The sequence below is a fragment of the Bacillus sp. LBA3-1-1.1 genome (assembly GCF_040676495.1).
GTDB classification, from domain to species: Bacteria; Bacillota; Bacilli; order Bacillales; family Bacillaceae_G; genus Bacillus_A; species Bacillus_A nitratireducens.
Map to the genome: position 1 here is coordinate 48,074 of NZ_JBEGIB010000009.1, position 25,287 is coordinate 73,360.

Annotated in this window: 27 protein-coding genes and 2 pseudogenes; 7 read left to right on the top strand and 22 right to left on the bottom strand. The window is 36.3% G+C overall.

Features of this window, described 5'->3' with window-relative positions; genetic code table 11:
* Window positions 1–63 precede the first annotated feature (63 nt).
* On the bottom strand, window positions 64–1,212 hold the full coding sequence (gene citZ, locus MRBLBA3_RS09420) for a citrate synthase (RefSeq protein ID WP_141531859.1): 1,149 nt from the start codon (window positions 1,210–1,212) through the stop codon (window positions 64–66).
* A 385-nt stretch (window positions 1,213–1,597) separates the two neighbouring features.
* Window positions 1,598–2,059, bottom strand: coding sequence for a DUF441 domain-containing protein (locus MRBLBA3_RS09425; RefSeq protein WP_000625507.1), 462 nt, complete (start codon window positions 2,057–2,059; stop codon window positions 1,598–1,600).
* 432 nt (window positions 2,060–2,491) lie between these two features.
* On the opposite strand from MRBLBA3_RS09425, the gene ytvI reads away from it, so the two are divergent.
* Complete coding sequence (gene ytvI, locus MRBLBA3_RS09430) at window positions 2,492–3,610, top strand: sporulation integral membrane protein YtvI (RefSeq protein ID WP_001081384.1); 1,119 nt, start codon at window positions 2,492–2,494, stop codon at window positions 3,608–3,610.
* 441 nt (window positions 3,611–4,051) lie between these two features.
* On the opposite strand, the gene MRBLBA3_RS09435 is transcribed toward ytvI, so the two are convergent.
* The 8 genes from MRBLBA3_RS09435 to dnaE all read right to left on the bottom strand — a co-directional run bounded on the left by MRBLBA3_RS09435 (window position 4,052) and on the right by dnaE (window position 14,920).
* Window positions 4,052–4,441, bottom strand: a complete 390-nt coding sequence (locus tag MRBLBA3_RS09435) for an FxsA family protein (RefSeq protein ID WP_044737591.1) — start codon at window positions 4,439–4,441, stop codon at window positions 4,052–4,054.
* A 235-nt stretch (window positions 4,442–4,676) separates the two neighbouring features.
* A complete protein-coding gene (gene pyk / locus MRBLBA3_RS09440) occupies window positions 4,677–6,434 on the bottom strand; it encodes a pyruvate kinase (protein WP_001232681.1) in 1,758 nt (585 codons plus the stop codon).
* A gap of 53 nt (window positions 6,435–6,487) precedes the next feature.
* Complete coding sequence (gene pfkA, locus MRBLBA3_RS09445; RefSeq protein WP_000821159.1) at window positions 6,488–7,447, bottom strand: 6-phosphofructokinase; 960 nt, start codon at window positions 7,445–7,447, stop codon at window positions 6,488–6,490.
* Between the two features lie 128 nt (window positions 7,448–7,575).
* Window positions 7,576–8,550 (bottom strand): acetyl-CoA carboxylase carboxyl transferase subunit alpha, encoded by a 975-nt coding sequence (gene accA, locus MRBLBA3_RS09450; protein ID WP_000818787.1) that lies wholly within the window; start codon window positions 8,548–8,550, stop codon window positions 7,576–7,578.
* Window positions 8,538–9,407, bottom strand: a complete 870-nt coding sequence (gene accD, locus MRBLBA3_RS09455; RefSeq protein WP_000942865.1) for an acetyl-CoA carboxylase, carboxyltransferase subunit beta — start codon at window positions 9,405–9,407, stop codon at window positions 8,538–8,540. The genes accA and accD overlap by 13 nt, the downstream gene beginning before the upstream one ends.
* 185 nt (window positions 9,408–9,592) lie before the next feature.
* On the bottom strand, window positions 9,593–10,237 hold the full coding sequence (locus MRBLBA3_RS09460) for a FadR/GntR family transcriptional regulator (RefSeq protein ID WP_000204430.1): 645 nt from the start codon (window positions 10,235–10,237) through the stop codon (window positions 9,593–9,595).
* A 14-nt stretch (window positions 10,238–10,251) separates the two neighbouring features.
* A complete protein-coding gene (locus tag MRBLBA3_RS09465; protein ID WP_165444500.1) occupies window positions 10,252–11,460 on the bottom strand; it encodes an NAD(P)-dependent malic enzyme in 1,209 nt (402 codons plus the stop codon).
* Window positions 11,461–11,593: 133 nt separating this feature from the next.
* Entirely contained in the window at window positions 11,594–14,920 is a 3,327-nt protein-coding gene (gene dnaE / locus MRBLBA3_RS09470; RefSeq protein WP_000673704.1) for a DNA polymerase III subunit alpha, read from the bottom strand.
* Between the two features lie 42 nt (window positions 14,921–14,962).
* Here dnaE and MRBLBA3_RS09475 point away from each other — a divergent pair, with 42 nt between their 5' ends.
* On the top strand, window positions 14,963–15,376 hold the full coding sequence (locus tag MRBLBA3_RS09475) for a YtrH family sporulation protein (protein ID WP_141528859.1): 414 nt from the start codon (window positions 14,963–14,965) through the stop codon (window positions 15,374–15,376).
* Window positions 15,373–15,876 carry a sporulation membrane protein YtrI gene (ytrI, locus tag MRBLBA3_RS09480; protein ID WP_001265739.1) on the top strand — a complete coding sequence of 168 codons (504 nt, stop codon included), beginning with the start codon at window positions 15,373–15,375 and terminating at the stop codon, window positions 15,874–15,876. The genes MRBLBA3_RS09475 and ytrI overlap by 4 nt, the downstream gene beginning before the upstream one ends.
* Window positions 15,877–15,975: 99 nt before the next feature.
* Here ytrI and MRBLBA3_RS09485 read toward each other — a convergent pair whose 3' ends face one another.
* Window positions 15,976–16,908 carry a DHH family phosphoesterase gene (locus tag MRBLBA3_RS09485; protein ID WP_000545125.1) on the bottom strand — a complete coding sequence of 311 codons (933 nt, stop codon included), beginning with the start codon at window positions 16,906–16,908 and terminating at the stop codon, window positions 15,976–15,978.
* A gap of 156 nt (window positions 16,909–17,064) precedes the next feature.
* Between MRBLBA3_RS09485 and MRBLBA3_RS09490 the strand changes: the two genes are divergently transcribed.
* Entirely contained in the window at window positions 17,065–17,370 is a 306-nt protein-coding gene (locus MRBLBA3_RS09490) for a YtpI family protein (protein WP_001144758.1), read from the top strand.
* Window positions 17,371–17,377: 7 nt separating this feature from the next.
* Here the strand turns inward: MRBLBA3_RS09490 and MRBLBA3_RS09495 are convergent, their stop codons facing one another.
* The 3 genes from MRBLBA3_RS09495 to MRBLBA3_RS09505 all read right to left on the bottom strand — a co-directional run bounded on the left by MRBLBA3_RS09495 (window position 17,378) and on the right by MRBLBA3_RS09505 (window position 19,555).
* A complete protein-coding gene (locus MRBLBA3_RS09495; RefSeq protein WP_000093647.1) occupies window positions 17,378–17,641 on the bottom strand; it encodes a DUF3949 domain-containing protein in 264 nt (87 codons plus the stop codon).
* 121 nt (window positions 17,642–17,762) lie between these two features.
* Window positions 17,763–18,086, bottom strand: coding sequence for a hypothetical protein (locus MRBLBA3_RS09500; RefSeq protein ID WP_044737589.1), 324 nt, complete (start codon window positions 18,084–18,086; stop codon window positions 17,763–17,765).
* 155 nt (window positions 18,087–18,241) lie between these two features.
* The gene (locus MRBLBA3_RS09505; protein WP_000201570.1) at window positions 18,242–19,555 is read right to left on the bottom strand and encodes a CBS domain-containing protein; all 1,314 of its coding nucleotides are present in this window, start codon (window positions 19,553–19,555) and stop codon (window positions 18,242–18,244) included.
* Window positions 19,556–19,799: 244 nt separating this feature from the next.
* Between MRBLBA3_RS09505 and MRBLBA3_RS09510 the strand changes: the two genes are divergently transcribed.
* Window positions 19,800–19,961 carry a hypothetical protein gene (locus MRBLBA3_RS09510; RefSeq protein ID WP_000984674.1) on the top strand — a complete coding sequence of 54 codons (162 nt, stop codon included), beginning with the start codon at window positions 19,800–19,802 and terminating at the stop codon, window positions 19,959–19,961.
* Window positions 19,962–20,000: 39 nt separating this feature from the next.
* Here MRBLBA3_RS09510 and MRBLBA3_RS09515 read toward each other — a convergent pair whose 3' ends face one another.
* Window positions 20,001–20,684 (bottom strand): metal-dependent hydrolase, encoded by a 684-nt coding sequence (locus MRBLBA3_RS09515; protein WP_044737662.1) that lies wholly within the window; start codon window positions 20,682–20,684, stop codon window positions 20,001–20,003.
* A 149-nt stretch (window positions 20,685–20,833) separates the two neighbouring features.
* Here MRBLBA3_RS09515 and pepQ point away from each other — a divergent pair, with 149 nt between their 5' ends.
* Window positions 20,834–21,931, top strand: a complete 1,098-nt coding sequence (pepQ, locus tag MRBLBA3_RS09520; RefSeq protein WP_044737588.1) for a Xaa-Pro dipeptidase — start codon at window positions 20,834–20,836, stop codon at window positions 21,929–21,931.
* 29 nt (window positions 21,932–21,960) lie between these two features.
* Here pepQ and MRBLBA3_RS09525 read toward each other — a convergent pair whose 3' ends face one another.
* Together MRBLBA3_RS09525 and MRBLBA3_RS09530 are read right to left on the bottom strand one after the other, a co-directional pair.
* Window positions 21,961–22,332, bottom strand: a complete 372-nt coding sequence (locus MRBLBA3_RS09525; protein ID WP_044737587.1) for a DUF3221 domain-containing protein — start codon at window positions 22,330–22,332, stop codon at window positions 21,961–21,963.
* A gap of 20 nt (window positions 22,333–22,352) precedes the next feature.
* Complete coding sequence (locus MRBLBA3_RS09530) at window positions 22,353–22,727, bottom strand: hypothetical protein (protein ID WP_000816734.1); 375 nt, start codon at window positions 22,725–22,727, stop codon at window positions 22,353–22,355.
* A 93-nt stretch (window positions 22,728–22,820) separates the two neighbouring features.
* On the opposite strand from MRBLBA3_RS09530, the pseudogene MRBLBA3_RS09535 reads away from it, so the two are divergent.
* Window positions 22,821–23,054: pseudogene (locus tag MRBLBA3_RS09535) on the top strand (hypothetical protein); the annotation flags it as partial.
* Between the two features lie 32 nt (window positions 23,055–23,086).
* Here the strand turns inward: MRBLBA3_RS09535 and MRBLBA3_RS09540 are convergent.
* The 5 genes and pseudogenes from MRBLBA3_RS09540 to MRBLBA3_RS09560 all read right to left on the bottom strand — a co-directional run bounded on the left by MRBLBA3_RS09540 (window position 23,087) and on the right by MRBLBA3_RS09560 (window position 25,255).
* A complete protein-coding gene (locus MRBLBA3_RS09540) occupies window positions 23,087–23,293 on the bottom strand; it encodes a hypothetical protein (RefSeq protein ID WP_001248910.1) in 207 nt (68 codons plus the stop codon).
* 63 nt (window positions 23,294–23,356) lie between these two features.
* Window positions 23,357–23,614: pseudogene (locus MRBLBA3_RS20095) on the bottom strand (anti sigma factor C-terminal domain-containing protein); the annotation flags it as partial.
* A 170-nt stretch (window positions 23,615–23,784) separates the two neighbouring features.
* Window positions 23,785–24,129 carry a DUF6176 family protein gene (locus tag MRBLBA3_RS09550; protein WP_363380992.1) on the bottom strand — a complete coding sequence of 115 codons (345 nt, stop codon included), beginning with the start codon at window positions 24,127–24,129 and terminating at the stop codon, window positions 23,785–23,787.
* Between the two features lie 2 nt (window positions 24,130–24,131).
* On the bottom strand, window positions 24,132–24,926 hold the full coding sequence (locus MRBLBA3_RS09555) for a GNAT family N-acetyltransferase (RefSeq protein WP_044737585.1): 795 nt from the start codon (window positions 24,924–24,926) through the stop codon (window positions 24,132–24,134).
* On the bottom strand, window positions 24,923–25,255 hold the full coding sequence (locus MRBLBA3_RS09560; RefSeq protein WP_044737584.1) for a cupin domain-containing protein: 333 nt from the start codon (window positions 25,253–25,255) through the stop codon (window positions 24,923–24,925). Before MRBLBA3_RS09560 ends, MRBLBA3_RS09555 begins: the two co-directional genes overlap by 4 nt.
* Window positions 25,256–25,287 lie beyond the last annotated feature (32 nt).

Here is a 25,287-nt window from a genome sequence, read left to right on the forward strand (position 1 = left end):
CATCTTCCCGGAAAAATCAGACTTTTGAAAGCGTATTTTTACTATCGAAATAGTGTTTTTCGCTTATCGTTGTGCAATTGGAACATACACTTGATGCGTAGGTCCATTATAATCAGCACGTGGACGGATTAAACGGTTATTTTCATATTGTTCTAGAATATGAGCTAACCAGCCTGACATACGGCTAATTGCAAAAATAGGTGTAAATAAGTCATGGTCAATTCCTAAACAATGGTATACAGAAGCTGAATAGAAATCAACATTTGGTGGAAGACCTTTTTCTTTTGTTACAATGTCTTCAATTTTGATAGACATATTATACCATTTGTCTTCTCCTAAAAGCACGCATAATCTCTTAGACATTTCACGTAAATGTTTTGCACGTGGATCACCATGCTCATACACACGGTGGCCAAAGCCCATGATTTTCACTTTATTTTGAAGAGCATTATGAATATATGATTCTACATTTTCTTCTTCGCCAATTTCAGTTAACATCTTCATTACATTTTCATTTGCTCCGCCGTGAAGAGGACCTTTTAATGCACCGATTGCTGCTGTAATACCAGAATATACATCTGAAAGTGTAGCTACGCAAACACGTGCAGTAAATGTAGAAGCGTTTAACTCATGATCTGCATGAAGTACAAGCGCCTTATCAAAAGCTTCAATTTCAACTTCATTTGGCTCACGATCATTTAACATGTACAAGAAGTTTCCAGCTAATGATAAATCTTTTCTCGGCTCAACAATATCTAAACCTTTACGGATTCTTGCATAAGCAGCAATTAAAGTTCCTACTTGAGCCTGTAATTTAACCGCTTTCAAATAATTGGACTTCTCATCCATAATTTCAGCGCTCTCATCGTATAATGATAGCATGGAAATCGCAGTTCGTAAAACAGACATCGGATGCGCGATTTTTAAATCTACTTGTTTCAAATATGTTAAAATCTCACCTGGTACTTTATAGTATTCAGATACAGTTTCACTAAATTCCGCTAGTTCTTTTTCGTTAGGAAGCTTGCGGTGCCATAATAAGTACACTACTTCTTCAAACGTAGCATTCTCAGCTAAATCATCAATATTATACCCAACATAAGTTAATGTATCATCAATAATAGAGCTCACAGATGATGTTGTTGCTACTACCCCTTCTAAACCTCGAATAACAGTCATGACATTCTCTCCTTTTCCTGAAAATTCTCCCAACCTTGCTCCTTATATCTATTTGCTCCCCTTATAAATTATGAACGCTCGTTCACTCTTTAGGCAAGCAAAATGCACGTTCATGCAAATTTGTTGCGATGTTCCCCTCTTATTGTCCATTGCTACATGGAAAGCATGAGCGTGAATGTCTCCCCGAATCCTCACGCTCAGAACAACAAGTTAGTGAGGAAAATGAATCCCGAAGAGTTTATGATAAAAACAACATAAAACAATATCATTATAAAATTGTTTTATGTTGTTTTTATTTTATCTGGTGTATAGTCTCTGCTGTTATGTAACTTTTCAAAGTTTCTAATCCTATTATAAACAATTATCTGACTTTTGTGAACAGAAAGAATTCAAAAATTTTATATTACTATAAAATTCCTTATTTAAACATCTGTATAATACTCATAACTGCATAGGCAATTCCAGCCCCAATTAACGGACCTACAGCGACTCCATTAAATAAAGCTACAGCTATAATTGTCCCAAAAACAAGCGCAGTTGTAATATGTGGGTCCGTCGTCAATAATTGTACGCCGCCTTTCGCTAACAAAGCGACCGCCACACCTGAGGCTAAAGCAATCCATGCATAATACGATTTCGCTGCTTCTCCAAGTTGTTTAAAGCCTATTTCCCCTGTCGCAATCGGTACGAGCACTGCTATTGTAATGACTGTTACACCAAGGTTAATCCCTTTCGTTTGTAAGTAAGGAAAGACTTTATCTCCTAAAAACGTAAACTTCAATAAGAATAACACTCCAATAGCTACAGTAAGCGATTGGTTTTTAGCAATAAGTCCTATAATAAGTAGTATGAATAAAAATAACGTTGACTGACTAATCATGTTTGCACTTCCTTTCTGAAAATAATGAACTCGCTTTCAAACAAAAATACCTTTAAACCTATCGTTATACATGTCATATCGATGTCTATTTGCCAATGAGAATAAGGTAACAATTTCATTTTTCCATGCATTTTTAACTTACAGAATGAGACTGTAACAAAAAAAAGTAAAGCATGTATACATTTTTGAAAACGATTGTCTCTCCTTTCTTTTCTAACAAGAAACAGGTAAAATAAAAAGAAGAGAAAATGAAGTTTTTACCATATAGTAGAAGCATCATCAACAAGCTTTTACAGTCGTTCATGTACTGAAAAAGCAGGGAAAATCCATCATTCCACTATAACATAAAAGTGAAACTTTAATCAGTGAATGCTACTCGTTATAAGTTGAACGAATTAGGCTAATACAAATTGGAATGGGAGGTATACATCTTTGAACCGAAACTTACTATATATGATATTGCGACTCATATTTGTCATTGTAGCAACGGTAGCTGGGTTCTATGTATTACTATACATGTCAGGACTTATCTATCCTTTTATTATCGCTTTTGCATTCGCTTATTTGATTAATCCTGTCGTCAATTTCCTTAATCAAAAACTACAATTCCCTCGTGCATTAGCAGTACTCGTTAGCTTAATTCTCGTATTCGGGGCTATCGTCGGACTTGTTACATACCTTGTAACTGAAGCAATATCCGCCACAACATACTTACTTCAAATTGTTACAGTGAAGTTCCCAGATATCGTTGCATTCGCTCAACAATTTGCGCTTAATCATATTATGCCTCTCTACGATGATTTAATTTCTAAATTTAATCATCTCGGCGAACCACAACGATATACTATTACACAAAACATTCAAAACTTAGGCACTGAAGCAACGACACAAATGAAAGAACTTTTAACCGCTATTATAAGTGGATTAACAAATTTCATTAGCGCATTACCAACAACTTTAACTGTCCTTGTATTCATTTTATTAGCAACTTTCTTCATTAGTTACGATTGGCACCATCTTGCTCATAAAGTAAGAAATTTTTTACCTAATCGTGTACACGGATACGGAAAAACTATTTTTGTCGATTTAAGAAAAGCTTTGTTTGGTTTTGTTAAAGCACAACTTACACTCGTGTCTATGACAACTGTCATTGTACTAATCGGCCTTTTAATATTACGCGTGCCATACGCAATTACTATCGCGATTATTACAGGAGTTGTAGATTTACTCCCATACTTAGGAACTGGAGCCGTCTTCGTTCCTTGGGTTATATACGTATTTTTCACAGGCGACACCGCATTCGCCATCGGTCTTCTCATCTTATACATCGTCGTGATTGTCCAAAGACAAATCATGGAGCCGAAAGTACTTTCATCTAATATTGGACTTGATCCATTAGCGACACTCATCGCTTTATTTGTCGGCTTTAAGCTCTTTGGTTTTTTAGGATTAATCATCGGTCCAGTCACATTAGTACTACTTAACACATTACACAAAGCCCACGTTTTCCATGACTTATGGAAATTCATTAAAGGCTCACCATCAAAATAATATTTTCTAATTCACATACAACAAAAAACTTAACTGTAATCAGTGGGAATTTCCCACTGATTATTCATTGTACTTATTTTTATACTAACTACATTTCAAACGAGAGGATTTCCTAAAAAAGGATAATTCTCTTGTTTTTTTCATGAAAAACGCATATTTCGCGGTATTTTTACATTTTTATTCTATTTATTTTATAATTATTACTTACATTTATTACTTTTTATGTAAATGAATAGATATACAAAATAGGGCGAACCACTCCTTTAATCAGTAGTTTTTTCTCTCATCTAACTTTTTTCACACTAAACAACACAAAAAAATATTACCCTAATGTAAAACTCCCAATCCGTAACCCCCTGTATTCTACCTAGCATTAACTACCAGAGGTATAAATAGAAAATACAATAAAAAAATAACACTTAGATCGCTATAATCTAAGTGTTATTTCTGAACAATAATAGTAGCCTTCTTTCTCAATTTCCAATCAATCCACTTCATAACAATCGGCTTCAATAAAACCCTCGTTACTGGGATAACAAAGATAAAACCTATTATATCTGTCACATATCCAGGAAGCACTAAAAGAATACCTCCTATAAAGACGAAAATACCATCTAGGACGGCATCACCCGGCATTTCTCCTCTATTTAACCTAAATTGAATCTCTCTAACTATTTTAAACCCTTGCCGTTTCGCCAAATACACACCTACAATACCTGTAAATACAATCATAGCGAACGTAGACCATAAACCTATTACATGACTTGATCCAATTAAGACCGTAATTTCAATCGCCGGTATTAAAATAAGCAAGAATAGTAACCACTTCATAGCTCGCACTCCTTCACATTTCATTTCAAAGGTTTAAGTATCTTCCTTTCACCTTACCAAGCCCCTTATAAGTCCCTTACGACGTCCGTATAAGCCTCATAAAAGATAAACAACCCTCTCCAATAAACGTTATAACAAACGTTTCCTGGAGTGATTTCAGGCGTTTAAAGTTATCTCTATCCTTTTTTGTGTAAAAAAAAGAGAAGGACTCCGCTCCTTCTCTCCGTATTACTTCTTATAGCACTTCCGCATGTCCATTATAAACAATTCCGCGTGCTGCATCAACTGTTACTTCTTGGCCATTTTTTAAAGTTGTTGTTACGCCGTTTACACCAACGATAACAGGAATACCGATAGATACACCTACAACAGCCGCATGGCTTGTTAAGCCGCCTTCTTCAACAACTAAAGCAGCAGCTTTTTCAATTGCAGGAATCATATCTTTATCAGTGCTTGTTGTAACAAGGATATCACCTTTGTTTACGTTCGCTACAGCTTCAGCAGCTGTTTTTGCTACAACTACTTTACCTTTTGCAGCTTTACGACCGATTCCTTGTCCTTTAGCAACTTCTTCACCAACAACGTGGATTTTCATTAAGTTTGTTGTACCAGTTTCAGCAACTGGAACACCAGCAGTGATTACTACAGTGTCTCCAAGTCCGATTAGACCTGCATCCATACCTGTTTGAATTGCAGTATCTAACATTTCGTCAGTAGAAGCTGCACGTTTTCCAGCCATAAACGCTTGTACACCCCAAACAAGTGCAAGACGACGTCCTACTTGCTCGTCAGATGTTACAGCTACGATTGGAGATTTTGGACGGTATTTAGAGATCATTTTCGCAGTATGTCCACTTTCTGTTGGAGCTACGATTGCAGCTACATCAAGAGCAAGTGCTGTATGCGCAACAGATTGGCTAATTGCATCTGTAATTGTTGGAGTGAACTCTTTAATACGTTTTTTGAACATATCTTCATATTGTAATGATTTTTCAACACGCACTGCAATGTTAGCCATCATTGTTACAGCTTCTACAGGGTATTGACCCGCAGCAGTTTCACCTGAAAGCATAATTGCATCTGTTCCATCGAAGATTGCGTTTGCTACGTCACTTGCTTCCGCACGAGTCGGACGTGGGTTACGTTGCATAGAATCTAACATTTGTGTTGCAGTAATAACCGGTTTGCCTAATACGTTACATTTTTTAATTAGACGCTTTTGTACTAATGGTACTTCTTCTGGTGGAATTTCTACACCCATATCACCACGAGCAACCATTAAACCGTCAGAAACTTCTAAGATTGCATCGATGTTGTCGATACCTTCTTGGTTTTCGATTTTTGGTACGATTTGGATGTATTGAGCGTCATGTCCTTCTAATAATTCACGAATTTCTAATACGTCAGATGCTTTACGTACGAAAGATGCCGCAATGAAATCAACTTTTTGCTCGATACCGAAAACGATATCTTTTACGTCTTTTTCAGTGATACCAGGAAGCTTAATGCTTACGTTTGGTACGTTAACACCTTTTTTATTTTTTACAGTTCCGCTGTTTAATACTTTTGTACGGATGTTTCCATCAGCTTTTTCGATTACTTCTAGTTCGATAAGACCGTCATCGATTAGAATACGAGAACCTGGGTCAACATCATCATAAAGACCAGCATAAGATACAGAGAACTTCTCTGCAGTTCCTAATACTTGTTCAGTAGAAAGAATTACTTCCGCACCTGTTACAAGCTCAGCTTGTCCGTCTACGAAGTCGTGAGTACGGATTTCCGGACCTTTTGTATCAAGTAAAATACCAACTGTTTTACCAGTTTTCTTTGAAGCTTCACGAATGTTTTTAATACGAGCGCCGTGCTCTTCATGGCTACCATGAGAGAAGTTTAAACGAGCAACGTTCATACCCGCTTCCATTAATTGTTCTAATTTCTCAATACTTTCACTAGCAGGACCTATAGTACATACAATTTTAGTTTTACGCATATTGCACCTCCGAAAATTATGAAACCGTTCCCAAATACAAGGCATTAAGCCGATTAGATGGATAATTCTTTAGATAATTGATACATATCTTTATCGATTGTATGCTTTTGAGCTAACGCTTCGATAATGTCATGATCAACAAGTTTATTGTTTTGAATACCAACACAACGTCCGCCATTACCAGCAATTAATAATTCAACTGCTCTTGCACCAAGACGACTTGCTAATACACGGTCTTGTGCACTTGGTGATCCACCACGTTGTACGTGACCTAATACAGTTACACGAGTATCAAAGCTTGTTGCTTCTTCAATGTGCTTACCGATGTCAATCGCACTTCCAACACCTTCAGCTACAACGATAATACTGTGCTTTTTACCACGTTCACTACCGCGTTTCAGACGAGCAATAACATCATCCATGTCATACTCTTCTTCTGGAATTAAGATAGTTTCGGCACCATCAGCTAAACCAGCCCATAATGCGATATCTCCAGCATGACGCCCCATTACTTCGATAACATATGTACGTTCATGAGATGTAGCTGTATCACGGATTTTATCAATTGCATCAATAACAGTATTTAAAGCTGTATCGAAACCAATTGTGAAGTCTGTTCCAGGGATATCATTGTCGATTGTACCTGGTACACCAACACATGGGAATCCTTGCTCAGTTAATTTTTTAGCACCTTGGTAAGAACCATCTCCACCAATAACAACAAGTCCTTCAATACCATGTTTCTTTAATTGCTCGATTCCTTTAAGTCGTACTTCTGGGTCTTTAAACTCAGGACATCTTGCTGTATATAATTTTGTACCACCACGGTGGATAATATCGCCAACAGAACCAAGTTCTAATTTTTCAATATGACCAGAAATTAAACCAGCGTATCCATGGTAAATACCATATACTTCAATATCATGGAAAATCGCTTTACGAACAACTGCACGAATGGCAGCATTCATACCAGGTGAATCTCCACCACTTGTTAATACACCAATACGTTTCATTTGTACTCACCTCATAAAGATTATTTGCCTTATAATAAAATAACACGAAAAAATACAAAAACACAATGGAGAAGATGTGTCTTTTCATAATAAAAACGTGCATTCGCGAAGAGGAACGCACGCTTTTCTTATTTTATCCCAATGGAAGCGTTTGAAAACGAAACTTGCCCAATTTTCATATATTTTTCATAACGTTTTTCGATTAATTCATCTTTCGAAATTCCGCTTAATTGTTCAAAAGTTTTCTTAAGCATTAAATCTATATTTTCTGATTGTTTTAAAACATTACGATGCGCTCCGCCTTTTGCCTCTGGAATAATTTCGTCAATTACACCTAATTCTTTCAAATCTAATGCTGTAATTTTCATCGCTTCTGCAGCTTCCTTCGCTTTTCCTGCATCTTTCCAAAGAATTGCCGCCGCACCCTCTGGTGTAATAACAGAATACGTGGAATTTTCCAGCATATGAATGTAATCTCCTACTCCAAGACCTAACGCACCACCGCTACCACCTTCACCGATAACAATACAAATAACAGGTACAGTTAAACCCGCCATTTCAAATAAATTACGGGCAATTGCCTCACTTTGTCCACGTTCTTCAGCTGCTTTACCAGGATAAGCTCCCTTCGTATCGATGAAACAAATAATAGGACGATTAAACTTTTCCGCTTGTTTCATGAGACGCAGTGCTTTTCGATATCCTTCTGGATGAGGCATCCCAAAATTACGACGAATATTTTCTTTCGTATCTTTTCCGCGTTGGTGCCCAATTACAGTTACAGGCATCCCTTTATATTTCGCAATGCCGCCGACAATCGCTGCATCGTCGCCAAATAGGCGATCTCCATGACATTCAAAAAAATTAGTAAATAAGTGCTCAATATAATCGAGCGTTGTCGGTCGTTCTGCATGACGAGCAATTTGAACACGGTCCCATACTTTCATATTGCCGTATATATCTTCCTCTAATTTTTCTAGCTTGTCTTCCAAAATACGAATCTCCTCACTGAAGTCCATCTGGCTGTTTTTCGTATAGTCTTTCAGTTCACGAATCTTATTTCTTAGCTCAACAACTGGTTTCTCAAATTCTAACTCTGCCATACAGCCATTTCCCCTCCTTGATGAACTTCTAAAATCTTACGGAGCGATTCTCTCATATCATCACGATGCACCACCGCATCTAATTGACCGTGCTCTAGTAAAAATTCTGCCGTTTGGAAATCTTCCGGTAGTTTCTCACGCACTGTTTGTTCAATTACACGTCTACCAGCAAATCCGATAAGTGCACCTGGCTCTGCAAGATTGTAATCACCAAGTGAAGCGAAACTCGCTGAAACCCCGCCCGTCGTCGGGTGAGTCATAACAGAAATAAATAGTCCTCCTGCATTACTATGCTTTTTCAAAGCTACGCTTGTTTTTGCCATTTGCATTAAACTTAATATCCCTTCTTGCATACGGGCACCACCCGATGCAGTAAAGATAATAAATGGAACTTGTAAGTCGTACGCTTTTTCAACTGCACGGGCAATCTTCTCTCCTACAACAGAGCCCATGCTGCCCATTCGAAAACGAGAATCCATTACTGCAACAACAACAAGCATGTCATCAATTGTTCCTTCACCAGTTACAACCGCTTCGTTCAATTCAGTCTTCTTACGATCGCTCTCTAGTTTCTCTTCGTATCCTGGAAACTCGAGTGGATTTAATGAAACCATTTCTTTGTCATACTCACGGAATGACCCTTCGTCCAATATACTATCAAGACGTTCCCATGCATTCATAGGATGATGATATCCACAATTCACACATACTTTTAAATTTTTTAGCAGCTCTTTCGTATACATGATTTTTTTACATTTCGGACATTTTGTCATAACGCCATCCGGTACATCTTTTCGTACTTGTTCTGAAGGTATTGCAGCGTACTTTTTCTTTTTCACGAATAAATCTCTTAGCACAATTTGACCCCCTTCGTTGAGAGCTAAGGTTAGCGCAAGAAGAAAATTGGGCTAACACCAAAGTTTGATGTTAGCCTTATCTTCTCAATCTGTCTAATAACCTCACTCTTTACGTTTAACTTTAACCGCTATGCGGTAGAATGTTTGTCATAACGTGTCATGGTCATTTCGACAAATTTTATACATTACGAGTGAAACTGTATATTCTCTACTAATTCATCGTAAATTTTTAACGCATCATTTTCTTGTTTCTCTTTCAAGGCAGCATAAAGCTTTCTATATATTTCGATAGAATCTCCTGAAATTTCACAAGAAAGCGTTGCAACGTAATCATTTACGATCATCCAAATGCGATAAAGTAAATAATTATCGAATTGTTCAATAAGTGTTTTAAAGAACGTTTGATGAAGCATTGGAATTGAGCTTTCATTTTCTTCAAGCACTTGGTGTAATTTACTTAGCACTTTAGAAAACGTTTCTTTCGGCAAATCACATACAATTCGAATCATATCTTTCTCAAGCAATCGTTTTGTTTGTAATAAATCACGAATTGTTTTCTCATCTTGCAGCAAGAACGGAGCAATTAATTGTACAAGACCGTTATCGTAAAAGTTTCGAATAAACGTCCCCTCACCACGTCTTGTTTCAATTAACCCTACAAGTTCTAAAGCACGCAATGCTTCTCTTACAGAGGAACGTCCAACGTTTAAGCGTGAACTTAACTCACGCTCAGACGGCAAACGATCCCCCGCTACTAAACCATCCTCTTCCATTATGGAACGGATTTTTTTTACAATTTCGAGATATACTTTTGTATTTGATGATGTCAATGGAAATTCCTCGCTTATTCTTTACCAATCAGCGCTAATTGTTTTGTTTTCTCAGCGACTTCATTTGGATCTACTTGACGGCGAGCTACTCCTGTCTCCATTGCCGCTTTCGCAACGTAAGCCGCTACTTGAGGCGCTACACGCGCGTCAAATGGCGCCGGAATGATATGGTCCGCATTCAACTCATCTTCTGATACAAGCTCTGCAATGGCTTGTACAGCTGCCATCTTCATTTCTTCATTAATTTGTGTCGCATGTACATCAAGTGCACCGCGGAAAATACCAGGGAACGCTAGTACATTATTTACTTGGTTCGGGAAGTCAGAACGACCTGTTCCAACAACAGCTGCGCCCGCTGCTTTTGCCAATTCTGGCATAATTTCTGGAACCGGATTCGCCATTGCAAAAATAATTGCATCGTCATTCATTGTACGAACCATCTCTTCAGTTAATGCACCTGCTGCAGATACACCAATGAATACGTCCGCACCTTGTAAAACGTCAGCTAAAGAACCTTCAATACGATTCTTATTTGTATATTTTGCAACTTCATCTTTCACCGGATTCATACCTGTAGGGCGACCTTCATAGATTGCACCTTTACGGTCACACATAATAACGTCACGTACACCATAGCGATATAAAAGTTTAATGATTGCAATACCCGCTGCACCTGCGCCATTTGCGACAACTTTAATGTCAGACATTTTCTTTCCAACTAATTTCAGCGCGTTTACAAGGCCCGCTACTGTTACGATAGCTGTTCCGTGTTGATCATCATGGAAGATAGGAATATTTGTTTCTTTTTTCAAACGTTCTTCAATAACGAAGCAGTTTGGTGCTGCAATATCTTCTAAGTTTACACCGCCAAAAGTTGGCTCCATTAATTTTACAGTTTCAACAATTTTATCTACATCGTTTGTATTTAAGGCAATCGGGAATGCATCTACACCAGCAAAGCTCTTGAATAATACAGCTTTACCTTCCATTACTGGAAGAGATGCTTCAGGTCCAATGTTACCAAGACCAAGTACAGCCGTTCCATCTGTCACAACTGCTACCATATTTCCCTTCATTGTATATTCATATACCTTACTTTTATCGTCATAAATTTCTTTACAAGGCTCTGCAACCCCTGGAGAATATGCAAGACTTAAATCTTTTGCATTTTCTACTTTTACTTTTGATACAGTTTCTAATTTTCCTTGATGCACTTTATGCATGTGAAGTGCTTCTTCACGAAGTGTTGACAAACTATCCACTCTCCTCAAATTATTCTTGCTGATATCAATTTCTCCAAGTGGTCTGACCACGAACACTACTACTATAATAATCGAAGTGTAGGGAAATTGTCCATTATATTTTCACAACGACATTTTCGCCGCCGACAATTTCACGAAGTGTTCCTAAGCATTCTTCACTTGGATGAATTGATAAACTTCGAGATAATTGTACCATTTTATGTTCCTTTTCATAATAAATTAGTACTTTCGCAAAACCTGAATAGTCAAACAATATTTTTGTAACCTGATTTAAAAGCTTTTTCTCATACTGAGATGGCAATTTCACGTAAACAGATGCGTCTTTCTTTTCTTCATAAACATCCATTTCCTCTAACGGATAGAGTCCATTTACAATCCATTGCAGCTTATGATTCCTTAGCTCAATCGTACCGTCAACTAAAACAATTGCCCCTTCTTGTAACTTGTCTGAGAAATGTATATACGTTTCCGGGAAAACAACCGCTTCCATTTCATCATTTTGATCACAAAATGTAATAAACGCCATCTTTTGAAACTTTTTCGTACGAATCACTCTCACACTTGTTATATACACAATCGCTCTTTGTACTTTTTTCTTATGTCGCATCGCCTGAGCTAGAGATGGGATTTCTAATTCTTTTCCTAACTTCGCATACTGCGCTGTCGGGTAACTAGATAAATAAAAACCGAGGGCTTCTTTCTCTTTATTTAACTGTTCAATAAAGGGTAGCTCTTCTCCTTGTACATATTTTGATTTTGGAACAGCATCTCCTAAATCACGTGCAAGGTTCGCGTACTCTAGCGCTCCTTTAAGACTTTTCCATAAATTCGTTCTCGAAACACCAAAATCGTCAAAACATCCCGACCAGACAAACGCTTCTAAATTTCGCTCCGTTACAAACTTTGATGGCATACGAAGACAAAATTCAAATAAATCTTCGAACATTTTTTCCTCTCGTTCTTCGAGTAACGCCGTCACTGTAGCCATCCCGATATTTCGAATTGAAAGTAAACTGTAACGTATCGCATTCCCTTCCATTTGGAAGTTATAACCACTTCTCTGAAGAGACGGTGGCAAAACATGAAACCCTTTTCGTTTCGTTTCTCGTATATACTGCACAATCTTATCTTCATTTCCAATTGCACTTGATAATAGTGCTGTCATAAATTCTAGCGTATAATTCGCTTTTAAATAGGCAAGCTGATATCCGATCATACTGTAAGCTACAGCGTGACTTCGGTTAAAACCGTAGTTCGCAAATCTTACAATCAAATCGTAAATTTGTTCTGAAGCTGTCTCATCGTATCCGTTTTTCAAACAACCTTGAACAAAATGCTTACGTTCTTGATCTAAAATATCACGATTCTTTTTACTCACTGCACGGCGCAGTAAATCCGCTTCTCCAAGCGAAAATCCGGCTAACTTCGATGCGATTTGCATAATTTGTTCTTGGTATACAATTACGCCATATGTTCTTTCTAAAATCGGCTTTAAGTCCGGATGTAAATATTCAATTCGTCGTTTTCCGTGCTTCGATTCAATAAAGGTTGGAATTTGTTCCATCGGTCCCGGTCTGTATAACGAGTTAACAGCAACTATATCTTCAAATTCATTCGGTTTTAACCCACGAAGTACATTTCGCATACCACCTGATTCAAGCTGGAATACACCTGTTGTATCCCCTCTTCCTAACAATTGAAACGTCTTTTCATCTTGAAGAGGTAAATTTCTTATATCAATGTGTTTCCCCGTTTTTTTCACAATAAACTTTATAATATTTTCAAGTAACGTTAAATTACGTAATCCTAAAAAGTCCATCTTGAGCAACCCAAGCTCTTCTAATGCATCGGCTGGATATTGCGTAACATAAACATCGTTATGCCCTTCTTGAATTGCTACACTTCCTGTTAACGGTTCTTGGCTCATAATAACGCCGGCCGCATGAATAGACGTATGACGCGGTAATCCCTCTACACGTTTTGCAATTTCAAACACACGCTCATGCAAAAGATTCCCTTGTATAAACTCACGGAGTGACTGAGATTCCTCATATGCATCTTTTAACGTTATACCAAGCTTTGATGGGATAAGTTTTGAAAATATGTCAATATCTCTTGGCGGAAGCCCCATTACACGAGCGATGTCCCTAATTGCGGCTTTCGCTGCAAGAGTTCCGAACGTTACAATTTGAGCAACACGAAGCTGACCATATTTATCTTTCACATATCGAATCATCTCATCACGTCTTATATCTGGAAAATCAATATCAATATCTGGAAGTGTCACACGTTCAGGATTTAAAAACCTTTCAAATAGTAAGTCATATTCAATCGGATCGATATCTGTAATCTCCAATACGTAAGAAACGAGTGAACCAGCTGCCGATCCACGTCCTGGTCCTGTTAAAATATGATTTTCATGTGCGTATTTCATAAAGTCCCATACGATGAGGAAATAGTCACTAAATCCCATACTAGAAATCACATCTAATTCATGATTCAAACGCTGTATGTGCACTTCTTTCGGCGTACCATATCGTTTGCGCAAGCCTTCTTCACAAACACGGCGCAAATACGTATCATTCGTCTCGTTAGATGGAACAGGAAATTTCGGTAATTGATTTACATGGAAAGGAATTTCTACTCGGCAACGCTCCGCGATTTTTATTGTATTTTGAATCGCTTCCTCAGCATGAGAAAATAGTGCTTCCATTTCATCCGATGACTTTAAATAATATTGATCCGTTTTCATTCTCGGCCTATCTGGATCAGTCATTTTCGTTCCGCCTTCAACAGATAATAAACATTCATGAACAAGTGCATCACTTTGATTAATGTAGCGTACATCATTTGTTGCAACGACTGGAACGTTTACCTTATTAATAAATTCAGGCAGCTTTTCTTGTAAAAGCAGTTCATCTTGAATCGCATGATGCTGCAAACTTATATAAAAATTGCTGAACATATTTTGATACGTATGAGCTACTTCTTCAGCCTGACTCTCTTTGTCTTCTAATAATAACTGTTCAATCTCTCCGTCTTTCCCTGGTGAAATTGCAATTAATCCTTTCGCATAATGGGCGAGCCACTTCTTTGGAATACCCTCTTTTGACTTCGTCATAATGCTGCTAGAAATTTTCAATAAATTTTGATAGCCTATTTCATTCTCAGCAAGTAAGACGAGTGGATAAGACTTTTCTTCTTCTTCACTAAAAATAGAAGCTGTTAAGCCGATAATAGGCTGTATACCATTTTTCTTGCATGCTTTATAAAACGGAATAACTCCATACATAACATTTTCATCTGTAATGGCCAGCGATGAAAATCCAAGCTCTTTCGCCCGAATGACAAGCTCATCAATTTTACAAGCACTTTTTAACAAACTAAAAACGGTTTGACATTGTAAATGCACAAACTTCACTGTTGTACCCTCTCTTTACCTATTTGACTACTTTTATTATAGGTGATGAGGAAAGCGGAAATCAAAACATACTTCTCATACTTTGTCCATATACATGAAGAAGAAAGGGGAATGACGATGGATGTAAGAGAACATACTTTTTTCTCTCTGCTTATTATTAGTTACTTTATTGCCTTTGGAGTTATACTTGGTGGTTCATTAATTGGCGGATTTGGTGCATTTCTCATTGGAAAACCAGCTCTAACTTATATTAATCAATTTGCACAAAATTTAAGAATCTGGGCACTCGTTGCAGCGATAGGTGGAACGTTCGATACCTTTTATAGCTTTGAAAGAAGCTTCTTTGGCGGAGATATGAAAGATATCGTAAAACAAATTCTCCTTATTTTTTTTGCAACTGGTGGTATGCAAACTGGTCTTATTATTATTAAATGGCTAACGCAGGAACATGTATGAGAGTACCAAGTGCCAATACAGCCAAAAGATGGTACTTAGTTTTAGCAGGTGCTGCTGTTGGAGGCGTTTTGAGCTGGTTTATTTTTTTGTACATATATGGTGTTTTTCAGCAGGAACAAGCTAGTGAAATAGCAGAACAAAGAGAAATTATAGAAAAGCAAGAAGCAAAACTCCACGTCCTTCTCGAAGATCAAGAGAAATTGAATACAGAAAATAAGCGGCTCTTAACAATTCAAGAAATTAAAATAAAAATTATAAATCGTGAAAAATATGATTTAGACAACCTTACACTCGAAAACATGACTACTTCTATCCATAATGATCTCCAGCATCTTTTAACGAAAAACATTCAAAGCATCGCAAAAAATAAAGACCTACTCAAAAAAGTAATCGAAAATAAAACGTACAAACATTACGATCGTATATATCGCTTTAAAGTAGACACAGTCTCTTTTGATACCGTACTGGAAATTAGTATTGTTATAGAGAAAGAAAAATAAAAAATACCTCCGTAAATCTCCATTTAATGATATTTGGATTTAAAAACAAAAAAGGAGGGCTTCAGTGCCTCTCCTTCTCTTTCGTTCAACATACAATTTTTATCTACACAGCTCACGTAAATCAGCAAAAAGACGATCCGCTTCTTCCCAAGAAGATGCTTTTGCACCAGAAGCCATCGGATGTCCTCCACCATTATATTGCATTGCTAATTTATTAATAACTGGTCCTTTTGAACGAAGACGAACACGAATCACATCGCCTTCCTCTAAAAATAGAACCCATGCCTTTAATCCGTCAATATTACCAAGCGCTCCGACAACACCAGATGCTTCAGAAGGAAGTACATCAAACTCTTCTAGTACCTCTTTCGTTAATTTAATATACGCTGCACCTTCTTCTACCATCGTAAAGTTTTGTAAAATATAACCGTTTAAACGAGCAATTTTTTCTTTCGTCTTATACATCTCATTGTATAAATCTGTGAATTTAACACCCATGTCAACGAGCTCACTTACGTAACGAAGTGTTTTTGCTGTTGTATTCGGGAATAAGAAACGACCTGTATCACCGACAATACCCGCTAAAATAAGGCGAGCTGCTTCTGTTGTTATCTTTAATCCTTTATCTTTTCCATAACTGTAAAACTCATAAATCATTTCACTTGTAGAACTAGCTGTCGTATCCACCCACGTAATATCTCCGTATGGATCTTCATTCGGATGATGATCAATTTTAATTAACATCTTTCCTTTTGTATAACGTTGATCACAAACACGCTCTTGATTTGCTGTATCACAAACAATAACAAGTGCATCTTCATATACACTATCTTCAATATCATCCATTACTCGTAAAAACGATAAAGAAGGCTCGTTGTACCCAACCATATAAATATTTTTCTCTGGAAACGATTCTTGCAGAATTGTACCAAGTCCGCACTGAGAACCCAATGCATCTGGATCCGGACGTACATGACGATGAATAATAATCGTATCAAACTCTTTAATTGCTCCTAAAATTTGTTCATGCATATGTATAATCTCCTTTTTATTCAACTTCTTCACTTTATCCCCCATTATAACGGAAAATATTTCATACATGCGAACAATTGCTTTATAATAAAAATTAGAAAGTTTAGATATTTCTTTTTCTTTACCATTTTATACGAAGCGATGGGAGTGTGCATTATGCCAGTATTAGTCTTTTGTATTATCGTCTCATTTATGTTGTATCTTTTCTATAAAACAAAATTCTTTCGTACAAACCGTCCGATGGAGAAAGGGTGGCTCTCTGGAAAATCCGCGATGGCACTCGGCTTATTCGTCCTATTTTTCGGGATAAACCAATTCTTTTTAGAACTTTCAACTGCCCGCATTATTGTTGGTGCTTTATTTATTTTATTTGGCAGCGCGAGTACATTTAATGGATTCCGCCAATATAAACACTTTCTACCATTGGCAGTCAAAGAAGCCGAATCTTATAAAACAACGTAAAAAAGCATCAATATTGTGATGCTTTTTTACGTCCCTTAACTTTCAAAATCATATATGCAACAAACGCGGATGGTATATTAAAGAGGTTACCTTGCACATGAAAATGTAATTGCTCTTCTTCAAAGGACATCTTTTCATATAGTTCTCGCTGTGATAATCCTGTTCGTTTCTTTTTTTCATGCAGTCCTTGTAAATATAAATATTGAATCGGTATCATTACAAGAAAGTAAAATAGTGCGATACCAACAAAAAGGAGTAATTCTGATGACATATGGTATACCACCTTCCAAAAATCCATTATCTTACAATACAATTATAACATAGTATAAAATCAAATTGAATTAATATTCTGATTTTTAATTATATAATTACTTCTCCACATATATATCCTGCTACTTCTTTGTCTTCCAGCTAAAACCCTCCCATATCTTTAGCAGTAGCTTCAATACCCAATAAAACAAAATAAAGTTAAAGAAAAACCCTAATGGATTAAACCAGACTTCCCAACCACCATAATAAACAAACGTTTCAGCTGGTACACCAAAATAAAGGAAATCAAGCTCATTTTCTCCTGATATAGGAATAAAGGAACCAATACTTGCGAGAATCAAACTTACAAAATACAACTTCTTTTTAATACCATTCATTCTTCTATGTGTTAACACATGAACAATTATGATACATACGACAACTAAAAAGAAAATTATCCCAGCCATTCAACACCTCCTTATCACTACGACATTTCCTCCACTTTCAAATTCCCGAGTATTTCTACTATGAATATGAAATAATACGCAATTTATTTTCTTTTTTGATTCTATTCTTTCAACAAAAAAAGATGGAACAAATCAAAACGATTTGTTCCATCTTTTTATTTATCGATTAACTGCACCATAAGTAATGCTTTCCCGACAACATTACCTTCATGATGCACTTCCACATCAACCTTACCAAATTTACGGCCAATTTCTAATACTTTCGGATGAACCGATACAACATTATCAATTTGAACCGGCTTTACGAAATAAATTGTTAAGTTCTCAACAATTAAATCGCTCTTCTTCTGCGCACGAATAACACGGTTTGTCGCTTCCGTCACAATTGTTGCGAATACACCGTAAGATAACGTTCCGATTGAATTCGTCATTTGTGGCGTCACTGAAAATTGATACAGATGCTCATTTTTCGCTTCTTTCGGTGTCATAAATTGATTTGTTACAATGTCATCAATTGTTTCGCCAACTTGCGGTTGGCGCTGAATCATTTGCAGCGCCTGAAGTACATCTTGGCGACTAATGATCCCTTGCAATTTATTCCCTTCTTCCACAACAGGAAGTAACTCAATACCTTCCCATACCATCATACGTGCCGCAGCTGCAACAGACATTTTTCCATTTACCGTAATCGGATGCTTTGTCATCACTTTATCAATTGGTGTTTCTTTTACGACACCAATCATATCTTTTGAAGTTACGATACCTAACACCTTTTTATTTTCATCAACAATTGGATAACGTCCATGCATCGTTTCTTCATTATAGGCATGCCATTGCTGTACTGTATCATTTGGCTTTAAATATAACGTTTCTTCAATTGGCGTTAAAATATCTTCAACGAGTACAATTTCTTTCTTAATAAGTTGATCATAAATTGCACGGTTAATTAACGTTGCGACCGTAAATGTATCATAACTACTCGAAATAATTGGAAGCTTTAATTCGTCTGCTAATTTCTTCACATGATCTTCCGTATCAAATCCGCCCGTAATTAACACTGCAGCTCCAGCTTCTAACGCTAATTGATGTGCGTTCGTACGGTTACCGATAATCAGTAAGTTCCCTGCTTCTGTATAGCGCATCATCGCTTCTAATTTCATAGCTCCGATTACGAATTTATTTAATGTTTTATGTAGTCCTTCTCTGCCCCCAAGTACTTGACCATCGACAATGTTAACGACTTCTGCATATGTCAGTTTTTCGATATTTTCTTTCTTCTTTTGTTCAATTCGAATTGTTCCGACACGTTCAATTGTACTAACATACCCTTTATTTTCTGCATCTTTAATTGCACGGTAAGCTGTCCCTTCACTTACACCTAAATCTTTTGCAATTTGCCTCACAGAAATTTTATGCCCTACTGGCAGGCTATTAATATGTTCTAAAATTTGATTATGCTTGGTAGCCAAATGGTTTCACCATACTTTCTTTTCCCTAAATTCTTCATGTGTTGTATTTTCAGTATACTATATTTTCAAAACTGTTACACTCTCTCTTTATATACCTGTACCATTTTTTTTATAACAAAATACTCCTTACATTACACCCGTCTTTCTATTACAACAATGTAATGGTATTGTCATCTCGTTCGATAGTTTGTCCAGACGCTTCAATATACAATTAAGACAAGAAATGAAACAAAGGAGCGGATAAATGATGAGAAAATTTTTAGAGGTTATAGGTGCTGTATTTTTAGCTTTCGTGGATGGAAAAAAAGTTGCGATGGAATTGAATGAAACACCTGAACAGCCACTTCCAAAAAGAAAAGAATCACCAAAACAACCACAAGCTTTCAAAGCTATACTGAACACGTAAAAACCCTTCACTTGTCTTTTCAAATGAAGGGTTTCTTTTTTATAATGTAATACTTTCTCCAGATTTTAATACTTTCCCTGTACAATTTTGTAGTTTTTCTACAAATTGATATGGATCTTGTTCGATAACTGGGAACGTATTGTAATGCATTGGTACAACTGTTTTCGCACCAATCCATTTTGCAGCTAAAACAGCGTCTTCCGGTCCCATTGTGAAATTATCGCCAATTGGTAAAAATGCTACATCAATGTTATTCAGTTCCCCAATTAATTTCATATCAGAGAATAGAGCGGTATCTCCTGCATGGTACACAGTTTTCTCTTCTGCTGTAAACAAAATACCCGCTGGCATACCTGTATATGTAATCGTCTTATTTTCTTCATCAATATAACTAGAACCGTGGAATGCTTGTGTAAACTTCACTTTTCCGAAGTCAAATTCATGCGAACCACCAATATGCATCGGATGTGTATTTACACCTTGCCATCCTAAAAATGTCGCTAATTCAAATGGCGCTACAACAACTGCATTATTTTTCTTCGCAAGCTCTACTGTATCTCCAACATGATCACCATGTCCATGCGATAAAAGAATCGCATCAACTTTTACATCTTCAGCCTTTAAATCTGTTTTCGGATTTCCCGTTAAAAATGGATCAATTAAAATAACTTTTCCATTCGTTTCAATCTTTACAACTGAATGCCCGTGATAAGATACTTTCATCATTACATTCCTCCCCTATTCACATTCACACTTTTTATTCTACATGATTTCTTAATTCCCTGTCTTTTCTAACATCTATTTACTTGTCATAACGCTTTCGTCCGATGTAAAGTTATATTTGTAATTAAATATCTCGGGGGTGCCAATCGATGAATGCTAGATTAGAAAATTTAATGCAATGGCTAAAAGAAAAAAACGTAGAAGCTGCGTTCTTAACTTCTACACCAAACGTTTTCTACATGACGAACTTCCATTGTGAACCACATGAAAGACTACTTGGTATGTTTGTGTTCCAAGAAAAAGAACCTATTTTAATTTGTCCTAAAATGGAAGAAGGCCAAGCACGTAACGCTGGCTGGGCACATGAAATTATCGGATTTACTGATACTGACAGACCATGGGATATGATTGCAAAAGCAATTAAAGACCGCGGCATCAATGCAAATGCAGTTGCAATTGAAAAAGAACATTTAAACGTAGAACGTTACGAAGAATTAACAAAATTATTCCCAAATGCAGCTTTCAAATCAGCTGAAGAGAAAGTTCGCGAGCTTCGCTTAATTAAAGACGAAAAAGAACTTTCTATTTTACGCGAAGCAGCTAAAATGGCAGACTATGCTGTTGAAGTGGGTGTAAATGCAATTAAAGAAAATCGCAGCGAGCTAGAAGTATTAGCAATTATTGAGCATGAATTAAAAACAAAAGGCATCCATAAAATGTCATTCGATACGATGGTATTAGCAGGTGCAAACTCTGCTCTTCCACACGGTATTCCAGGTGCCAACAAAATGAAACGCGGCGATTTCGTACTATTTGATTTAGGCGTAATCATTGAAGGTTATTGCTCTGACATTACACGTACAGTAGCATTCGGTGACATTTCTGAAGAACAAACTCGCATTTATAACACTGTACTTGCTGGACAACTACAAGCAGTTGAAGCATGTAAACCAGGTGTTACACTTGGCGCAATCGACAACGCTGCTCGCTCTGTTATCGCAGATGCAGGTTACGGCGACTTCTTCCCACACCGCCTTGGTCACGGACTTGGAATTAGCGTACACGAATATCCAGATGTAAAAGCTGGTAACGAGTCTCCATTAAAAGAGGGTATGGTCTTCACAATCGAGCCAGGTATTTACGTACCAAACGTAGGTGGCGTTCGTATTGAAGATGATATTTATATCACAAAAGACGGATCAGAAATTTTAACGAAGTTCCCGAAAGAATTACAATTTATAAAATAATAAAAAGGCAGCGTAATTGCTGCCTTTTTCTATTTCTCTACTACTTCAAATTTCTCTACAATCATTTGCCCTGGGTAACTTTCAAGTATATGAGAAGACCATACTTTTATTTTATCCCCTGTTTTTAATTGATTAGATGTGTTTTTCTCCTTAAAACTCAACACTATATCTGATGGATGCTCTTTATTCATTTGTTGTTCCATATAATTTTGCAACTCTACTTTTGTTTTAAAAGTTTTATCACTTTCAAAAAATATTGTGCCATTTCTCAATATTACATACCCTTCTTTAGGTTCTTCTTTTACTCCTACTTGCTCTACTGTTTTCATAGTACACGCTGATAATATGATTAGAAATACACTTAAAAATATATGCATAGAAATTTTCATATTTCTATTCATTTTTAATCCCTCACTCTTCGCTATTTCCGCTTTAAAACCATCTTCTCTTCATACTTATCATCCCATTTAATCACAACCTCTATCGGTTCATCTTTAGATAGAGGCGCACAACTTACACAAGATGATTTCATTTCAATCCTTGCCCCTTTATGACTTTCTGACGTTTGTGTCATTGTACGAAACGCTTCATTAATAGCAATCTCTAAATTTTTAAATTCTGTATTTCCATCTCCGCCCTTATACTGAAACGTAAACATTCCATCTTCACTGTCATCCTTAATATGACCTTTATATTGCCCCGTCCAACTTTTGCTCTCGCTAGAAAAAGTAACATACGAAATCGAACAACTTCCTAACAAGAAAATACTAATAAAAAAGAATAATGCTCTCTTCATAATGCCCCTCCATTCAAAAGCACTTATTTATTGTCTATTCCTTCCGTCTATTATACTATTTAAATACAGAATTTTCTAAAATAGGGGGTTTATATGTTACAGCAACAGTTAGAAGAAATTCGTAACAATAATTACATAATTAATAACACACTTAACATCGATTCTTTAAGTTCCAATATGCTCGAGCAAATCGGTGTTACTGATAGCTATTTAAGGGACAAACTCATTTACTCTACTTTTTATCATCTCATCAAACAAGACTACATTTCACACACACTGTCTATATGTAAAGAAACCGAATGCGAAATTGAAAAATTATTGCAAGAGCTTCCCAAATATTATTAAAAAAAGAAGGCACCTTAAAAAGTGCCTTCTTCTATTTCACTAATATTTATTTGAAATTTCACGATCCAAACTGAGAAAAGGTGGACAAGAAACGCAATCACCATACATGCTCCACTCAAAAAGGTTAATACAGGATGCGAATACACATGCCCTAAACCATAAGATGCTCCTACGAAAAACATTGTTATGTAAATATAAATTGCTCCATGTATTTGCCTCATATAAACCTCCTTTTCCCATATTATAACATAAGTTTTCTGATTATTCACATTAATTACTTGTAATCAATATTTCTCAACTGTTACACCTCTAACAGCAGCCTTAATATATGGTGCTCCTTGTAAACTTTGTAAATCCTCTGTTTCGCCTGTTACAACTACACCATATATTGGTAGGTCTTTTGATTCGAAGTTGTTCATCTCATCATAGTTTGTCCTAAAATGTTCTTGATATCCCCCCTTTATTTTCACTTAAAGATTTCATAGAACCAATCAACTCGTACTCGCCTTTCTATCAGCATAACTCCCCTGAAATCCAAACACAGCTTTTGATTTCTCTATTAATAATGATTCAAACGTATCATGACTCATCTAGCTCTCCTTTCTATATACTCAACGTTTGAGAGCACAAAATGTATACAGCCTTTTCGAAAAAATTTTCATAATAAAAAGCACATCCATTTTGATGCACTTCTCACAAAAATATTATTCTATTATTTCATCGCTTCTTTCACAACATCTTGAATCATAACGACTTCTGTTTTCATATCAATAGCCGGCGCTTCTTCATTAATACACTCATACCAAAACGCTAAGTGCTTTTTATCAATTTCATGATGAGAATTTTCGACAAGAGCCCCACCTTCTCCTTGCACAGAATACCAATATAAGTACTCTTCTCCATCTCTTATTTCCCGGAAAATTGTCTCTACATACATTTTCTCGTCGTTTAATGTCAAAAGCACTTCTTTCATATTGCCATTAAGAAGCTGCATCCATTCATCTACACGATGACTTTTACCTTGTTTCACTTTAAATCTCGTTAACTCCACATTCATTTTTATTCCCCCGTTCTCTTACGTACAAACAAACTATATTCTATTGGATTATGAAAACTTAATTTACTAGCTAATTTTTGCGAAGGAATATTGTCTACATAACAATCCCAGCACGGTATAATATCATTTTGCATGGAATGCTCAATAAAACGTGTTGCGACAGCGTGAGCTAACCCTTTCCCTTGATACGCTTCATGCGTTACAATATCAATTTCAGCAAATCCATTCCCGTTAAATATTGAAACACATTCAGCTACAATCATCCCATCTTGTTCTATATAAAAACCAAAGCCACTATTTAAAAACACTTCTTTTGATCCCCAATACTCTTTGTAATAGTCCTCTGTAAATTCATTGCTTCTTTCTATATTGCTTTTATCAATACACTTAACTTCATATGTATTTTTGTTTAAATCTCGTTTTCTAGCTTCAAAAATTTCTCTTTGAAATTGAAATGTCATTCGTGGAATTTTCCAAAGTGTATTACTAAAACGCTCCTCAATCATCATTTCCCACTCTTTACTCGAAGTGAACAGTGTAAATCGTTTCTCTGTTTTTTCAATAGCTGTTTCAATGTATGAAACTAAATCTTCGTTAAAACTTTGGTCATAAGTATCACCAAACAAATAATAAATGCCGTTAGCTGTGACGATTAGTCCTGCTGTTAATTTCTCATTTATAAAAATTTCACCATTTATGTTTTGATCACAAACTGCATACGCAAAAGTCGTTGTTCGTTGATTCCCTTCTAAAAGTGGAATTACTTTATCGTATTCTTCAATCTCTAACCTTCTCATACGACCTCCACAATAATCGTATCAGCCTCTATATTTTCAAAACAAAGATTTACCGTTCTCTTTAATGCTCTCGTTCTATGAATCGTACATGCTGGAATTAAAATTGAATCATTTGGTTTTAAAACCGCTGTTTCTCCATCTTGAAAATCGATAAATAGTTCTCCCTCTAATACAATGAATAATTCATCCGAATTAGAATGATAGTGCCAATCATATTCACCCGTAAATACAGCAATTCGTAAGCAATGACTATTTACATTTGAAACGACGAAGTTTTTATGTTGATTTTGAATATCTTTTGTTAGTTCTATTAAGTTCACAGTTTCCATATTTCGTTCCATCCTTTCACTATTCGTTTTTT

Coding starts and splice junctions, on each gene's coding strand:
- MRBLBA3_RS09425 (WP_000625507.1), bottom strand. CDS start 2,059: ATGATTAGTCAGTCAACGTTATTTTTATTCATACTACTTATTATAGGA.
- MRBLBA3_RS09435 (WP_044737591.1), bottom strand. CDS start 4,441: ATGAAGTGGTTACTATTCTTGCTTATTTTAATACCGGCGATTGAAATT.
- pyk (WP_001232681.1), bottom strand. CDS start 6,434: ATGCGTAAAACTAAAATTGTATGTACTATAGGTCCTGCTAGTGAAAGT.
- pfkA (WP_000821159.1), bottom strand. CDS start 7,447: ATGAAACGTATTGGTGTATTAACAAGTGGTGGAGATTCACCTGGTATG.
- accA (WP_000818787.1), bottom strand. CDS start 8,550: ATGGCAGAGTTAGAATTTGAGAAACCAGTTGTTGAGCTAAGAAATAAG.
- MRBLBA3_RS09465 (WP_165444500.1), bottom strand. CDS start 11,460: ATGCATAAAGTGCATCAAGGAAAATTAGAAACTGTATCAAAAGTAAAA.
- ytrI (WP_001265739.1), top strand. CDS start 15,373: ATGAGAGTACCAAGTGCCAATACAGCCAAAAGATGGTACTTAGTTTTA.
- MRBLBA3_RS09485 (WP_000545125.1), bottom strand. CDS start 16,908: ATGCATGAACAAATTTTAGGAGCAATTAAAGAGTTTGATACGATTATT.
- MRBLBA3_RS09490 (WP_001144758.1), top strand. CDS start 17,065: ATGCCAGTATTAGTCTTTTGTATTATCGTCTCATTTATGTTGTATCTT.
- MRBLBA3_RS09495 (WP_000093647.1), bottom strand. CDS start 17,641: ATGTCATCAGAATTACTCCTTTTTGTTGGTATCGCACTATTTTACTTT.
- MRBLBA3_RS09500 (WP_044737589.1), bottom strand. CDS start 18,086: ATGGCTGGGATAATTTTCTTTTTAGTTGTCGTATGTATCATAATTGTT.
- MRBLBA3_RS09510 (WP_000984674.1), top strand. CDS start 19,800: ATGATGAGAAAATTTTTAGAGGTTATAGGTGCTGTATTTTTAGCTTTC.
- MRBLBA3_RS09515 (WP_044737662.1), bottom strand. CDS start 20,684: ATGAAAGTATCTTATCACGGGCATTCAGTTGTAAAGATTGAAACGAAT.
- pepQ (WP_044737588.1), top strand. CDS start 20,834: ATGAATGCTAGATTAGAAAATTTAATGCAATGGCTAAAAGAAAAAAAC.
- MRBLBA3_RS09525 (WP_044737587.1), bottom strand. CDS start 22,332: ATGAATAGAAATATGAAAATTTCTATGCATATATTTTTAAGTGTATTT.
- MRBLBA3_RS09530 (WP_000816734.1), bottom strand. CDS start 22,727: ATGAAGAGAGCATTATTCTTTTTTATTAGTATTTTCTTGTTAGGAAGT.
- MRBLBA3_RS09540 (WP_001248910.1), bottom strand. CDS start 23,293: ATGAGGCAAATACATGGAGCAATTTATATTTACATAACAATGTTTTTC.
- MRBLBA3_RS09550 (WP_363380992.1), bottom strand. CDS start 24,129: ATGAATGTGGAGTTAACGAGATTTAAAGTGAAACAAGGTAAAAGTCAT.
- MRBLBA3_RS09555 (WP_044737585.1), bottom strand. CDS start 24,926: ATGAGAAGGTTAGAGATTGAAGAATACGATAAAGTAATTCCACTTTTA.
- MRBLBA3_RS09560 (WP_044737584.1), bottom strand. CDS start 25,255: ATGGAAACTGTGAACTTAATAGAACTAACAAAAGATATTCAAAATCAA.